The sequence below is a fragment of the Neobacillus sp. DFD-2R genome, from assembly GCF_057747865.1.
In genome coordinates, this window is sequence record NZ_CM173228.1 from 648,000 (window position 1) to 663,560 (window position 15,561).

Below are 15,561 nucleotides of genomic sequence, written 5' to 3' on the forward strand. Positions count from 1 at the left end.
TAAGGATGATTAAAAAGTACAAGTTTAGATTACAGAATTCACCATATTATTTTTTTCGATACGGGAGGTTATTTTTTATGGAACCTACTCAAGTTAGTGTTGTCATTCCGGTATATAACCGTGGAAAAATATTGCGGAATACCATTTTATCGCTAAACAGACAGTCCTACCCAAAGTCCAGGTATCAGGTCATTATCGTTGATGACGGATCTACAGATGAAACACTAGAATTATTGAAGCAGTATGCATCTGATCATTTAACCGTCATTTCCCATCCTATAAATAAAGGTGCTCCGACTGCAAGAAACACGGGGATACAACACGCAGAAGGGGAATTGATTATTTTTTGTGATAGTGACTTCATTTTACCTTCGACCTTTATTGAGTCCCATGTTAAGGAACATGAAAATAAGGAGAATTTTGCCGTATCAGGAATGGGACATTGGCATTTTATATTGTCCTATGATTACAAGGATAGATGGTCTGAACCGCAAAAGGAGGTTTTAGAGGAGAAGTTTAATGATCCTTTTATTCAACAACGGATGCTGAACTCACCGGATCACCATTTAATATTGGAAGAAGAAATTTATAATGAAAATTATACGCCGTTTGCTTTTCGGCCTAATCTCCAATTTGTAAAGATGTTTGAAGAAATTATTTCTACTCACGGTCCCATGCTGGATCATTTTCATTTGCCTTGGATTACTTTTTGTACCGGTAATGTTTCAATTCCAAAACACTGTGTAAATTCGCTAGGTGGTTTTGATGAACAATTTTCGCCATTAGGTTATGACGACTGGGAGCTTGCGTACCGCTTTTTTTTAGAAGGAGGGAGGTTTTGTTTTTCCACCAATGCTGAAGCTTTCCAGCAAATGACTCCCGCTAACCCCGATAGAGGACAAATAGCGGTGCAGAACTATCAAAAATTTCATCAAAAACATCCCGATTTTGAAATTTTTCTTCTATCATTAGATTTAAGAAAAGCTGAACCATATACTTTACTATCTAAAATTTTAGAGCAGCATAAATTCATTCAAAAAATGGGGCCAAAATATAAAGTTTTATCAGAGCAATTTGAAGATATGTTAAAATTATTGGCTTTGGGCCATACACCTCCATTTAAAAATAATCCAAAATTTAAAAAAAACGCCTCAAGGAAAAGTAATTATTTAAGAGAATATGAAAATCTACAAAAAAATCTCGATGTTGAGAATTGGCTTAAGTATTATAATAAACTGTTTTACTAAAAATTAGGAACGGTTGGGTTGTGGTCAGCGTGATTTCCGTTGTTGCTTGTACAAATAGGGAAGAGTATGTAAATAACATTATAGTTAATTTTCAAAAACAAACCTTAACGGAAAAGGAACTAATCTTAATTCTCAATTCCTCGAGTATGAATTTGAATAGGATTGAGTATGTTCTTGGAGAACTTGCAATAAACTGTCAAATACTGCAATTTCCAAATGAGTTGAGTTTAGGGGAATGTTTAAATAAAGGGGTTGGAAAGGCAAAATATGATTTCATCGCAAAGATGGACGATGATGATTACTATGGGTCCAAGTTTTTGAAGGAAGCCAATGAGGCGATGATTGGAACTAAATCAGATATAGTTGGTAAAAGCACTTTTTACATTTACTTTAAACAGAATCAAGAAGTACGATTATATAATCCCAATCATGAGAATCACTGGATTCTAAATAATGGTCAAAGCTACAATAAAAGTTCTAATTTTTTAAGCGGGGCAACGATGGTGTTTAGGAAAGAGATTTTTAAAAAAGTGACCTTTCCCGCTATCAACCAAGGTGAGGATAGCTCTTTTCAACGGTTATGCTTTGAGAATCGAATGAAAATGTACTCTCTTTCAAAGGAACATTATGTATACATTCGATATGACACGCCTCAGCATCATACTTCTGATGCAAGGGAGTCTATTTTAAGAAGGCGGAGCCGGCTTGTGACGAGTACTTCTGCTATAGCGGACTTTATGGATCAAAGGGAAAGGTAGTGATTTTGTCATCACTGCCTTTCTTTTTGTTCCGGAATTTCTTAACCTTCTAATAACTCGACAGAATAGCTTTCAATATCTTCACAACGGACGACTGTCAAACTTCTGCCAACCAAAGGAGATACACTGCCTGGAACTATAATTTTTACACAACAGTCTTTTACACTTTTTAGTTCCCCTGTAATGACATCACCAGTCTTTGTCGTAATCGTTACTTCATCACCCTTGAAATCTTTTAGAGATTTGCATAAACAGTCATTTTTGCAATCATCGTGGTCACCTTTGGAACCCTTTGAGCTGTGGCTTCCCATTTTTTCACATCCTTTCACCATTTATATAAAATAATATATTCATATGGACAAGCAAGGACAGGGCTAATTAAATTACTTTTAATTTTTCTTTTGGCAAATATCAAAAAGACCATTTTCTTAAAGTAAGGACTAAAGTTGTACCATAATTGTCCTTGTTCTCATAAAAATATAAGGAATGAAAAAATTTACGGAAAGGGATGTATTCATGAAAGCAGTAATACTTGCGGGTGGTAAAGGGACTCGATTACAGCCTTTAACCAAGATCATTAATAAACACTTGCTGCCGATTGGTTCTTATCCAATGATCTATTGGTCGATTCATCGATTAAAGCATGCAGGAATTACCGATATCCTTATTGTCACAAACCAACAAGACCTAAATTCTTTCTTAGCCCTATTTGGTTTTGGTGAAGAATTAAGCGTTACATTATCCTATAAAATTCAAAAAGATAATGGGGGCGGCATTGCTGATGCATTAGAATGCGCAAGGGACTTCGTTGATGATAAGTTTATTGTTTTGTTAGGGGACAACCTGTTTGATGACGATTTAAGGCCATTTATCGAGGAGTTTCAAAAAGGCCGGCAAGAAGCAAAAGTACTATTAAAAGAAGTAGAAGACCCGGAAAGATATGGGGTTGCAACAATAGATGAAACCCATAAATCTATAGTATCCATAGTAGAGAAACCGCAAAATCCCAATTCGAAATTTTGTGTAACAGGAATTTACTTTTATGACAAAAATGTATTTGAGTTAATTGATTCCTTACAGCCTTCCAGCCGAGGTGAGTTAGAGATAACTGATTTAAATAATCTCTATATTAATAGAAAAGGACTTAAATATGATGTTTTAAAAGAATGGTGGCTTGATGCAGGTACGCATGAAGCTTTATTCGAAGCGAATAAACATTTTTTTGAAAAGAAAAAAGAATAAGATAGAATTAAAAAATAAAATTGGGATGTTGATGGAGTTGATCAATGAAGTAGAGTTTATAATTTTCATTCTCACACCAAAAACACCCCCGATTCGTTGTATTCAATTAATACAATTAATCAGGGGTGTTTCTTTTTTTTTCTCGTTTTATTGCCTGAAGGTTTATTATTATGCCTGTGATTAAGAACCAAGTTCATCCAATACCGTATTTAACATCAATTTACTATTTTCATTTAAATTAGCTTTTAGTTGTTGTTGCAAAAAATCTATAACCATGCCTCTTAGAGTGGGAGATAACCAGGTGCTGAAGTATGCCATTTTTATATCCCGGATTGTTTCCTCAGTAAATTCATAGTTAATGTTATTTGTCTCAGGTGCTATTAAATTAGAATAGTCTATTCCATAATGTTCCTTTAACCATTTGATATCCTCTTGGCTGCTTTCGAATAATTTTTTCTTATCATTAAAGGGTATATCAAACTTGGGACCTCTAATGTCTAAAAGTGAAATAATATCTCCATCAGTTCTTTTTTCATGCAATTTGCCGTCTTTCATGATAGGCACTTGTTCATTTATAAAAGACAACAAATCTACTGCTATTTGGGAAATGCTTTCATTAGCTCTTATAGCATAAAATTTACTTATTTCACTATCAATGAAACCAAGCGAAGATAAAAAATGTCCAACAAGCCCATACTTATGGGCAACAGCCTCTTCAAATGAGTATACATTTATATTTCCTTTTCCAAACACTTGAACGAACTTGTCTATGGTCTCCGTAAAAATATTTTCGACGTTTGTTAGCATGTATTGGAAAGCATATTGATAGGTTTGACCACCTTTAATTTTTTCTTGAATCGCACTTATTGACCACGGTACGGGATTTCTTACATAAATCATCACTTTTATCGTGACATCATTTATAGATAATGACTTCAAATATGTCTTTAATGCATTTAAATTAACAACAGAAAGCAGCGAAATATCTTCACCGGAAATAATTAATTTAGACTGCTCTCTCTCAGTTAATTCTGTTTCTAATCCTTCTAAGTATCGTTCATTTATGTTTTTAATTTCAGCTATGCTGTATCCTTTCCTACTATTTTCATAATAGCCTTCAGGATCATCACAAAACGCACTATAGATAGGAATAGAATGATTTGAATACCAGCTTATTGGATATAAATAATCTTTTTCTTCCAAAAGTTTATTATTTATCTCGGAAAATAATGTCTCTTGGATACTTGATGTACCTGTTTTATGCAATCCTACATGCAAAATAACTTCATTCATTTTTTTAGCTTTTACTACCATTTCTTACTCCTTTCATAAAACATAGGCCAAATTTGAGTGATCGTTATTTTTTTAGTCATGTAATAAACCATATTGAATGATTTTTTGAGTCATTTTTAGTGTGGATGAGGCAAATTTAAGTTCATTTACTTTTTCAAAATCTTTGCGATCTTCAAAATGAATGATTGCTTTGCTAATGTTAACAATTGCATTCGTTATATCACTCAATGCCCTATCTATATTTTCGTTTTCAGGATGTATGATGATTTGTCACTCCTTTTTAAGTTTCTACTACATAATATTGATACTTAGTTAAACTTGATTGGTTGCGATCATTAATCATTTTATAAAAAGTGTTATGCTCCCGAACTAAATAACCTTTCTCCAACAGACGATCGAAGAAAGGTTTGCTTACATGTATTAATTATTTACTGTAATCCCTTTTAGTATATAATCCCAATCTTGCTGATTCCATTGTGATTTATCAGTAAGGATATAGGGGATTTCCATGCACACAACCCCATCTAAGTCCCAATTTACTTCTTTTACTGTTTGTAAACCTTCTACCGGGTTAACATTTAGGATATGAAATTTTCCTTTTGTAAGCCTAGACAAAATGGACCTTAATTCAGCAACCTCACTGTAACTAGCATTATACCTAATAAATAAAGTTAATTTACTATTATTGATTTTTTCGAAAAACCGATTAATTCTGCGATGAAGTTTTTCTTTGTAAGAAGGATAATCTGCTGTCCAACTTTGGTTTGGAATCACAGGAAAATCATGATAGGAGGCTATATTGTACTTTGTATCCATTATTATATATGTTTCCCTTTCAGTTACTTCTTCATTTTCAGTACTACTATCAACAAGGAATTTTGAATATTTTACAAATTTCATATTTTCCATTTCCATAAAGCCTTCAAATCTATTTAGTAATAATCGGTTTATAACGGAGAGTGATGGAGTGGTTATCCAATCGAACGGACCGGAAAATCGTCTTAAATGATGTCGTTTCATTTCATTCGCAACACCGCACCAAGATCCTAAGCTGACAACAACATCGTAAGATCTTTTAATCTCCTTTAATTTCAATTTTCTCACCTCCTTGAATTTACTTATAGGGGAAATTATTAGGACGTCGCGTTCTTCTTTAAGACAACAAACTCTTTGTTAGAATAATGAAATGGATTTTTGTAGATTTCTTGTAATTTTGTATTGGTTCGGTAATGAATTTGTGCTTCTCTTGTTATTTTCTCATTATTTATATAGTGACCGTAGCTCCATGGATTATGACGAAGGGAATCTTCACCCATTTCTTTTAGTTCTTCTAAATATTGAGATCGAATTGAATAAATAGGATTAGAAAGATCGCGTACGTACAACTTAGTTACGTATAGATTTGCTCCTGAATCAAGTCCGGAGAAATGGACAAATTTCACTGCTTCGCTATTTACCAGATAATCCCCATTCTCTGCAGTATGAATCGTACGTTTGGAATAATTCCAAGGAGCAACGTTATAGCCCGGATGCTTGAGAATAAAAACATCATAGAAACAAGGAGCTAAATCTACCCATTTTTGATCTGTAAAAAGTCCATTTGGAGTATCGTCGTAACAATACTGTAATAGCCTATCTGTCCACCATGAAAGAAAGCACTCAGAATTAGCATCCCTTCTTATTGCAAGAAAACCTAAGTTAAATATTCCTTTCTGCAACAGTTGAATTTCGTTGCCCCGAATTGCCACCGAATGATCCTTATCTTCGGGAGCTAACGTATGGGGTGTAACAACGATAGAATGATTATTTAATATGGAGTAAAGCTCGGTAAATTCATCCATTACATAAACATCGGGATCTAGGTATACGAATTTATTATGCTGTTTATAGGAATTTAATAAATACCTGAATAACGTTCCTTTAACAGCGGTTGATGCTTCCATAGCATTATGCTTGAAAATAAAGCTATAAAAATTTTCAATATTTAACTCTTTTGCTAAAATAATTTCATCAAAATACGGAAATTCTTCAGCTTCTGTGTGTATTTCTTCTTCAACCAAACAAACAATCATTTTAGAATTCGGATGATACTTTTTAATCGACCTTGCTAAAACCATTGCTTTTGGGAAATAGTTTGCACATATCGAAGTACAAAAAATGAAGCTGTCATTATCTTGTTCGTCCGCACTGTCAGAGGAGACATTCTCAGCTAATAAGTTAGTATGTTGTTCTTCCTTATAAGGTTTAGTAAAGATAGCGTCTATTCCCTCCGTTAATTTCCAATACGCAAATAAACCCTTTTCCTCACCGGTTAATAGCGTTTTCATATCCCGGGTGATTTCTTCTTCTGACTTAGCGTAATCCCATATTCGAACATCTTTTAGATATCCTTTATAGTAGCCATAAGGTTCCAGGGCACCTAAAATTCCTGATGGGTGGATCTGTTGTTTAACGCTTGTAAAACCTATCTTTACCAGTTTCCCGTTCATATACAGTGACGGTGTTTTATCACTGTATACAATGGCAACATGTATCCAATCTGAAATAGTAGTTTTATATACGAGTAGTGGAGGGAGGTAATTTGCACTATGTTCGAAAACATTAATTCCATTTGTACCTACTGATACCCCCATTCCGGCGATATTTTCATCCCCTCCATGGCCGGGGCCGATAACGAATCTTTGACCTGAGATTCCCCCGATTCCTTTTGTACTTTGTTTTTCATCCATCTTTTGGACAGCTTCCGGTTTTACCCAAAATTCCATGGTGAACGTGTTACTTATTTCTTTGAATAGCGGCATAGTATGAATGGCATCGATGCCTGAAAAATGCAGGCATCCCTCATTAAACTCCATGTTCGTAGATCACCTCTTTAACGCTTATTTTAAAAAAATTCATATTTATTGACTCAAATGTGTGAAGGGGTGAACACAAATAGTTCGTCTCCAACCTGATTATGAGAGTTTTTAACTTAACCCTTTTATCGTTTGATAGTACAAAAGAATTTAAAATTTTCCAGCTATGGTTGTCCAACTTCTATATATATACGTGGAAGAGCCTTTAGGGGAACCGGCATTCAAACTATTTTAATCATTTTGAGCAATGAGCCTTATCCATTTTTTTAATGTCTCTATTAAACTTGCCTGTTGATTTCCGCTCCAGGCACCCGCTTTCCACGGGCGGTCGGGAGCCTCCTCAAGCATTAAGCCTGCGGGGTCTCCCTTGACCTGCTTTTCCCCAGGAGTCTCGCGCCTTCCGCTCCAACCAACATAGTAAGCTAAATCAACAATGAGCTTTAACATAGCCTTAATTTTAGTTAGGATTCTTTTAACCCTTCTATTAAAACCGTAATTACTTCAGGGCGACTAAACTCCGGAGGAGGAGTAATTCCTTTCCTTAACATTTCCCGGACCTTTGTTCCTGAAAGAAATAAATGGTCTTCCTTAGAGTGGGGACAAGTTTTACTTGAAGCCATGCTTGCGCATTTTTTACAATAAAAACTGTGCTCAAAACAAAGAATGGTGATGCCGATTTCCTCGTAAGTAAATTGTGAGAAGATTTTTTGTGCATCATAGGTTCCATAATAGTCACCAACTCCCGCGTGATCACGGCCAACTATAAAGTGGGTGCAGCCATAGTTTTTCCGAACGAGAGCATGGAAAATTGCTTCTTTGGGGCCGGCATATCTCATGGCAGCCGGAAACACCGCTAAATAGACTCTATCCATAGGATAGTAATGTTTTAATAGAACTTCATAGCTTTTCATACGTAGAGAAGCCGGGATATCACCTGCTTTTGTCTCGCCCACTAAAGGATTCAAAAACAGTCCGTCGACTATTTCTAATGCCGTTTTTTGGATATATTCGTGTGCACGGTGGACCGGATTCCGCGTTTGAAAACCTACAACTGTTCTCCAATTATTTCTTTCAAATTTGTTTCTTGTTTCTAAAGGAGAATAATAGTAGGTTGAAAAATCATGTTGTTTAGGCGGAATGTTGGTTAATACTACGGGCCCGGCAATATATACATTTGGACGTTCATAAAGTTTTTTGATTCCGGGATGATTTGGGTCTGTCGATTGATACACCTTTACAGCTTCTTTAAGTTTATTCGGCCGGTACATTTCCTTTAGTTCTAAAACACCATAAACAATATTTTCATGAATTAACTTTACTTTTTCCCCGAGTTCTAAACGACCGGCAGCCTTTTCCGTGATGGGAAGCGTGATGGGAATACTCCATACGGTACCGTTTTGAAGTCTCATTCTCTCTAAGACAGATTCATAGTCACCTTTACCAAGAAAACCGGTGATAGGGCTGTATGCACCATTGCAAATTAATTCTAAATCCGCTAAGGCTACAGCATCGATTTCAATTTCATAGATAATGGAGGATACATCATAGCCGGTATCAATTTGATTGATTAATTTCCCGCCATGAGGAACACTTAATGTCAAAGTGAGCACTCCTTTGTTATTTAAATTAGTTTGACCTTCTCCAAAAGATAGGAGGTAATGAGCTCAACAGATTCCTCAATCGAAAAGACATTTGTATTAATAATAATCTCAGGATTTTTCGGCTCTTCATATGGGTGATCAATGCCGGTAAAATGTTTAATTTCCCCTTGTCTTGCTCTTTTGTATAGTCCTTTCGGATCGCGGTTTTCACATTCTTCAATCGGACATCTTACATAGACTTCAATAAATTCGTCATTTTTAACGATTGATCTGGCGTTTTCGCGGTCCGCTTCGTATGGAGAAATTAGTGCTGCCAGAACAACGATGCCTGCATCAACAAAAAGCTTGCCGATCTCTGCCGTTCTTCTTATATTTTCTTTTCGATCTTCTTCAGAAAAGGAGAGATTTTTATTGATTCCGTGGCGAAGATTATCCCCGTCTAATAAATAAACACTGATTCCTTTTTTAAATAATTCCAGCTGAAGGGCATTCGCGATTGTCGATTTTCCTGATCCTGAAAGACCTGTAAACCATATTAATAAACTTTTATGGCCATGTAATTGTTGTCGATCCTTTTTATTTACGGTCGATTCATGCCAGACAACAGGTTTATCGGCAGCTCTTTTTTGCACGTTTTATTCTCCTTTCTACATAACTTAGACCCGTTTTATTTGTTTTAGGATAAATTCAACACGATGTGAAAAGGTATGGCCGGTTAACACTCTTTCTCTAGCATTTTTACTATAAAAATTTCTGGATTCTTCATCATTTACAAACTGATTTATTAATTGAATACATTCATCGAAACTGGAATAGGGGACAATGTCTTGAGATGGATTAAAATGGATCGTTAAATCCGGTTTATTCGGTATTAGTTGAAACCCGCCGCAAGCTGCGATATCAAAGGTACGGTTATTAATGCTCTTACTTTCAATTCCATGTGTATTTTTATTTTTATGAAAGTTAAAGGTCCGATGGGGGTTTAGGATAATTTTTGAAAGGCTAAAAATGTTTCTTATCGTTTCCGGTTCAATCCACCTATTGATTATTTTTAATCTTTGGTGACTTATATGTTTATTCATATATTTTTTCCATAAAGGTCCCGCAAGTATCATCGTATATGGTGTATGATCAAGAACATATTGAACCAATTCAATTCTCTCCGGATACGGAAAACCAACGAGGCATAGATCGTATAAATAGTTAGCAGGTGTACCGGAAGGATAAAACAGTGAAGGGTCAGTTCCCAGAGGAAGATGGAAGATGTTTTTTTTAGGGAATTTCTCCTTATAAAATTCCACAGCTCCTAAATCAATCGTAAATATATAATGAAAATTCTCTGCCAACTTAAACGAATAATCGATATAAAAAGGGTCTTCCGTTAACCAAATGCCAAGGGCGGTTCCTTTCATGGTTAAAAACTCCAGCAACTTTTTATCCATTTTATAACCGACGATGGTTAGCGCAATATCCGGATGAAAACTGTTAATTACGGCAATATTATCTTGACTATACTCCGGGGTTATTTTCATAAAGCTATGATTCAATTGTAAAAATGTTTCCTCTATCGATTTCTCGAAATAAGGGTAAATACCTGAATAACCGGAAGTAATAAATAGAATTTTCATTAAATGCCTACTCCTCAACACTATCTTTTTTTGAAAAAGGAAAAAAAATATATATTCTAGGTTAGCAATATATATATTTTTCCCATACATCTTAGACTCTTAATTAATTAACTAGATTCAATAGGGAAGCTCGATACGGGAACAGAAAAATGTTCAATTTGATCACAGCGAATGTAATCTATATGCTCTTCCAAAAATGGAGAAACCATGATAGGTACTCTTAATATAACCAGACAAGATTTTACATTTACTAGTTGTCCTTCCATAACGTCGCCGGTCATGGTTCTTAATGTTACAGTGCTTCCATTGAACTTTTTAAGAAATTTACAAATACCATTATCTTTGCAGCTCATACTTTTCCCCTCCTTTTTATAAAGACTTCATCCTCAATATATTCACAATGTCAATTACCGACAGGGCTTATCCAATAGAAACAGAAATAATTTTATGTTTTATTTATTAGGAAAAATACGAATAATGGTTTTGGAAATCGGTCTTAAAATTTAATCAGGGGAAGGGAAGCGGGATAAATTCAATTCCGGATAGGACTATAATCAATGAACGGCGAATATATTGGATAGATATATCAGATGATAATTACCTACTAATATGTTACATTACTACTATTACATGTGAAAATTAAAGGGGTTAAAGCTATGACAAGAAAATGGAAGTGGTTGATTGCCTGTTTCCTTTTCCTGCTGGTATTTAACGGGTTAGGGATTTTGACCGTACATTTAATAGGTAAATAAGGTGAAGGAAACCTTTGGCGGTAAACTAAATAGGCCGATAAAAGGAAGGGAAGAATTTTTGTACAGGGCAGGTAATGACATTGATGACAACGAATTTAACTCAACCGATATCAAAAAAGCTGCTGTTTGCAATTTTGATAATTACAATTGGTGCTGAAATAGACTTATATATTACCAGATACAGCACCTTGGCCGGTACATTGTATGATGCGATCATGGTATCCTCTTTTTTTATCGGCTGGAAGCTTAATAAAAGACTTGAAAGTCCAAATGTTCCGTCCAAAACGAAGCGGCAGCGGTGTCTGCAATTTACGGGTGCCTTTCTCATTTTTTTTATCGGAAGCACGATCATAAATTATTACTCCAGTCTGGCTTTCAGCAATTTTAGCAATAATTATGATCAAAATGTTCAGCAGTACACGGATACGCTATCGAACGGTGAGGATGGGGCTCCGAATGATTTTGTCAGTACATTTTTTGATCAAGTAGATACGGTCGGACCCGATATATATACCGATGCACTTGCCGGGCTGGAAGAGGTTTGGCGGCTCGGGTATATGATTCTAATTCTCGTTATCTGTAAAAAAATATTTCGGCGCCGGTGGGAAAAAGGATCGAGGGACCTTTTCTTACTGATGGCCTTATTTATCACATCGATTCTGTTCGGCATTGACCATACATTAGATACAGCACAACCGTGGTCCATCAAAATAGGAGCGATTGTGACATTTGCTGATATGGGATTACTATTCGGGCTCATCCTTTTCTGGACCCGCAGCCTTTGGGTAGCTGTCATTGCCCACTCGGTTTACGATATTACTGCCACCATCTCCTGGTATTATTTTGATAATGCAGTTGAAACATTTGCCGGTCTGGTGCTCATTGCCCACATCATTTTATTGGCAATTGAAAAAAACGGGCAGCGAAAACGGAATAGACAGCAGGTTATAGATACCATACAAATGGCTGAATAGAGTGAAAGAGGTTACCTTTAACGGGTAACCTCTTTATCTTTATAAACCCCAATTGATTTTCCAAAAAAAGAGGCCCAAGGAAATAGTACCAAGGCCTCCCAAAAATATAGTAGTTTAATCTAGGATAGCTTAAACAATGGATTGAAAACACAAATCGTTCTCGATAAAAAACGACTGAATTCGGGAAATTTGCTTCATTTAAGGAACATTATTTAACATTTTTCTACTATATAAGACAAATAATCTACAATTTACATATTCTTCATGGAAATTCATGTTAGGATATGACAAAATAGGAGAATAGAAGTTTACCGATAAACGATATTGGAAGATAGTTTTAGAGAGATAGAATTTCATAGGGGGAAGAAAAGTGAAGAAAAAAAGTGTTACTGCTTTCGTCCTGGCATCGATGTTGTTTACTTCAACGGCCTCGGCAAGCGGTACATACACCTGGAAGTATCAGAATAACAATTGGTATTATCTTTCACCCGCAGGGAAAATGGTTACCGGCTGGGTGCTTGATCACAACACCAGGTATTTTATGGGACCCAATGGTGTCATGAAGACGGGGTGGCTTTGGTATGGTAATCACTGGTATTACCTCGATAAGAAAAGTGGGGCAATGAAAAAAGGCTGGTTGAAAGACGGAAATTCCTGGTATTTTCTTGATGCAAACGGCATCATGAAGACGGGCTGGCTTTTCAATGCAAAAAGCTGGTACTTTCTTGATAAAAATGGTGCGATGAAGACGGGCTGGCTGATTGACCATACTGCTAAATATTATTTAAGTCCGAGTGGGGCAATGGTTACCGGCCAAAAATGGATTGATGGAAAACCATATGTTTTTACCGCCTCAGGGGCACTGAGTACAGCAGCGATTACCGGTTGGTTTCGCGATGGCTCGATTCGAATGTACTTTGATAAAACTAGTTTGGCACATACGGGCTGGCTGACGGACGCCGGTAAAAAGTATTATTTTGGTCCTGATGGACTCCTTAAAACCGGCTGGCTGACCAATGGTGATAATAAGTTCTTTCTCGATGCGGACGGCTCTATGCATTTGGGATGGCTAACGGATGCAGGTAAACGCTACTTTTTCGGAACGGATGGTGTGATGAAGACCGGCTGGTTGACGGATGGAGACAGCACTTACTACCTGGGAACAGATGGTGTAATGACGAAAGGCTGGCTCACAGACGGAGATAAAAAGTACTACTTGGGAACAGACGGGACCATCCAAACCGGCTGGAAAACGATCGACAATCAAGTATATTTCTTTGGACCTGACGGTGTCCTGCAAACCGGCTGGCTGACGGATAATAATAAGAAGTATTACCTTGGAACAACCGGTGCGGCGTATAAGGGCTGGTTAACTGATACAGATAAAAAGTATTACTTCGGTGCTGATGGTACCATGCAAACCGGCTTGAAAACGATCGACAATCAAGTATATTTCTTTGGACCTGACGGTGTCCTGCAAACCGGCTGGCTAACGGATAATAATAAGAAGTATTACCTTGGAACAACCGGTGCGGCGTATAAGGGCTGGCTAACTGATGCAGATAAAAAGTATTACTTCGGTGCTGATGGTACCATGCAAACCGGCTGGCTGACAGATGGGGGAAAGAGGTATTACTTTGGGTCTGATGGTGTTCTGCAAACGGGTTGGCTGACAGATGCTGACAACCGATATTATCTTGGTGCTGATGGTGCGGCACTGACGGGCTGGTTTACTGAAAATAATTTAAAATACTATTTTTCAGCAAACGGTTTGATGAAAACCGGCTGGTTGCTGGATAATAGTCAATGGTATTATTTTAATGCTGCGGGCACGATGGTTACCGGCTGGGTTTTATACAATCAAAACTGGTATTACCTGAATAATAACGGTATGATGCAGACCGGCTGGATCAATTATAATGGCGATTGGTATTATTTGAATAAAAATGGCGATATGAAAATTGGCTGGTTATCCTTGGATGATAAATCGTATTATTTCGATTCTACGGGCAGGATGGTTACAGGCCAGCAGGTTATAGATGGTAAATCATACAACTTTTTTGATAATGGCGTCCTAAATACAGGTCCTGTTGTAACGAAAACCAACTACAGTGAAACGTTACAGCAAATGATTGATACCCAAATGGAAAAGTATCCGCAAACGGATAAATACCGGAACAGTCCTGCGTATGTCAGCAGTTCCTATATTCTGGTTGATGCCAATAATCCTACGACAGGAATGGTGACTGCTACCAGTTTAAATGTTCGTGATAATACGAATACGAATTCCTTTATTTATGGAGCATTGAAGCAAGGTGATCAGGTTCAAATTGTTTCAACCGTTGGGACCTGGTATCAGATCAGCTATAGTGCTTGGCGTAATGCGAAGCCGGAAGACGTAGCTTATTATGCAAATGCAAGTAATTTTACATCAGGAAGCGCTGAATACTATCAGTTCCTCCTTTTATCGAAAAGTGCCGGAACCAATGCACAGGAATTAAATGCTAAGATTCTTGCAGGTAAAGGAATTCTTGATGGTAAGGCACAGGCCTTCATTCAGGCAGGTTTGGCCTATAATGTGAATGAGATTTATTTGATCGCTCATGCGCTCCTTGAAACCGGAAACGGAACCTCCAGCCTGGCGAATGGGATTCTTGTCGATACGGTGGACGGTAAGCCAGTAGACACACCAAAGGTTGTTTATAATATGTTTGGTGCCGGGGCTACTGATGCCTGTCCTGAAAAATGCGGGGCGGAATTTGCATATAAACAAGGTTGGTTTACTCCTGAAGCAGCAATAATCGGCGGTGCTGCGTTTATTGGGGGCAGTTATATTAATGACCCGGTAAATCAGCAAAATACGCTTTATAAAATGCGATGGAATCCTGCGAATCCGGGAACACATCAATACGCAACAGATATTGGCTGGGCGACCAAGCAGGTATTAACGATTAAAAAGATCTACGATTCCTTGAGCTACTATACGTTATATTATGATGTACCGAATTTTAACTAAATTAGCAGAACCGGGTTGAGGTTGAAAAAAAGTATAAAAATTTTAACTTTGAGAATTGCCCGGTTAAAGGAGATTGATAGATTCAATCTCCTTTTTTCTGTTTTTGTGTAAACTCCTTCATTCTCCCTGTGACAATGTAATGCTAACCAAAGACCCATTTTTTATTTACAGGAAATGTGAGCTGCTGTAAAATGA

General features: G+C 36.8%; 15 protein-coding genes. 5 read left to right on the forward strand and 10 right to left on the reverse strand.

Going from position 1 to position 15,561, the window contains the following annotated elements; all coding sequences use genetic code 11:
- Positions 1-77 precede the first annotated feature (77 nt).
- Together AC3ANV_RS03095 and AC3ANV_RS03100 are read left to right on the forward strand one after the other, a co-directional pair.
- Positions 78-1,247: a glycosyltransferase gene (locus tag AC3ANV_RS03095; RefSeq protein ID WP_488312222.1), complete on the forward strand. Its 1,170-nt coding sequence runs from the start codon at positions 78-80 to the stop codon at positions 1,245-1,247.
- A 20-nt stretch (positions 1,248-1,267) separates the two neighbouring features.
- Entirely contained in the window at positions 1,268-2,005 is a 738-nt protein-coding gene (locus AC3ANV_RS03100) for a glycosyltransferase family 2 protein (protein ID WP_488312223.1), read from the forward strand.
- Positions 2,006-2,046: 41 nt separating this feature from the next.
- Here the strand turns inward: AC3ANV_RS03100 and AC3ANV_RS03105 are convergent, their stop codons facing one another.
- Complete coding sequence (locus AC3ANV_RS03105) at positions 2,047-2,316, reverse strand: hypothetical protein (RefSeq protein ID WP_488312224.1); 270 nt, start codon at positions 2,314-2,316, stop codon at positions 2,047-2,049.
- A 205-nt stretch (positions 2,317-2,521) separates the two neighbouring features.
- Between AC3ANV_RS03105 and AC3ANV_RS03110 the strand changes: the two genes are divergently transcribed.
- The gene (locus AC3ANV_RS03110; protein WP_488312225.1) at positions 2,522-3,247 is read left to right on the forward strand and encodes a sugar phosphate nucleotidyltransferase; all 726 of its coding nucleotides are present in this window, start codon (positions 2,522-2,524) and stop codon (positions 3,245-3,247) included.
- 180 nt (positions 3,248-3,427) lie between these two features.
- Here AC3ANV_RS03110 and AC3ANV_RS03115 read toward each other — a convergent pair whose 3' ends face one another.
- From AC3ANV_RS03115 to AC3ANV_RS03155, 9 genes are all read right to left on the reverse strand, one after another.
- Entirely contained in the window at positions 3,428-4,561 is a 1,134-nt protein-coding gene (locus tag AC3ANV_RS03115) for a hypothetical protein (protein ID WP_488312226.1), read from the reverse strand.
- Positions 4,562-4,612: 51 nt separating this feature from the next.
- Complete coding sequence (locus tag AC3ANV_RS03120; protein WP_488312227.1) at positions 4,613-4,768, reverse strand: hypothetical protein; 156 nt, start codon at positions 4,766-4,768, stop codon at positions 4,613-4,615.
- A 192-nt stretch (positions 4,769-4,960) separates the two neighbouring features.
- Positions 4,961-5,635, reverse strand: a complete 675-nt coding sequence (locus AC3ANV_RS03125) for a DUF1796 family putative cysteine peptidase (protein ID WP_488312228.1) — start codon at positions 5,633-5,635, stop codon at positions 4,961-4,963.
- Between the two features lie 38 nt (positions 5,636-5,673).
- Positions 5,674-7,395 (reverse strand): LamG-like jellyroll fold domain-containing protein, encoded by a 1,722-nt coding sequence (locus AC3ANV_RS03130; RefSeq protein ID WP_488312229.1) that lies wholly within the window; start codon positions 7,393-7,395, stop codon positions 5,674-5,676.
- Positions 7,396-7,626: 231 nt separating this feature from the next.
- Positions 7,627-7,842, reverse strand: a complete 216-nt coding sequence (locus AC3ANV_RS03135) for a hypothetical protein (RefSeq protein WP_488312230.1) — start codon at positions 7,840-7,842, stop codon at positions 7,627-7,629.
- A 14-nt stretch (positions 7,843-7,856) separates the two neighbouring features.
- Positions 7,857-8,996: a sulfate adenylyltransferase gene (gene sat, locus AC3ANV_RS03140; RefSeq protein ID WP_488312231.1), complete on the reverse strand. Its 1,140-nt coding sequence runs from the start codon at positions 8,994-8,996 to the stop codon at positions 7,857-7,859.
- Between the two features lie 20 nt (positions 8,997-9,016).
- Entirely contained in the window at positions 9,017-9,628 is a 612-nt protein-coding gene (gene cysC / locus AC3ANV_RS03145) for an adenylyl-sulfate kinase (protein ID WP_488312232.1), read from the reverse strand.
- 24 nt (positions 9,629-9,652) lie between these two features.
- Entirely contained in the window at positions 9,653-10,624 is a 972-nt protein-coding gene (locus AC3ANV_RS03150; protein WP_488312233.1) for a CgeB family protein, read from the reverse strand.
- Positions 10,625-10,731: 107 nt separating this feature from the next.
- Complete coding sequence (locus AC3ANV_RS03155; RefSeq protein ID WP_488312234.1) at positions 10,732-10,977, reverse strand: hypothetical protein; 246 nt, start codon at positions 10,975-10,977, stop codon at positions 10,732-10,734.
- A 482-nt stretch (positions 10,978-11,459) separates the two neighbouring features.
- Here AC3ANV_RS03155 and AC3ANV_RS03160 point away from each other — a divergent pair, with 482 nt between their 5' ends.
- On the forward strand, positions 11,460-12,350 hold the full coding sequence (locus AC3ANV_RS03160) for a CPBP family intramembrane glutamic endopeptidase (protein WP_488312235.1): 891 nt from the start codon (positions 11,460-11,462) through the stop codon (positions 12,348-12,350).
- Positions 12,351-12,720: 370 nt separating this feature from the next.
- On the forward strand, positions 12,721-15,366 hold the full coding sequence (locus AC3ANV_RS03165) for a glucosaminidase domain-containing protein (protein ID WP_488312236.1): 2,646 nt from the start codon (positions 12,721-12,723) through the stop codon (positions 15,364-15,366).
- Positions 15,367-15,561: the final 195 nt, after the last annotated feature.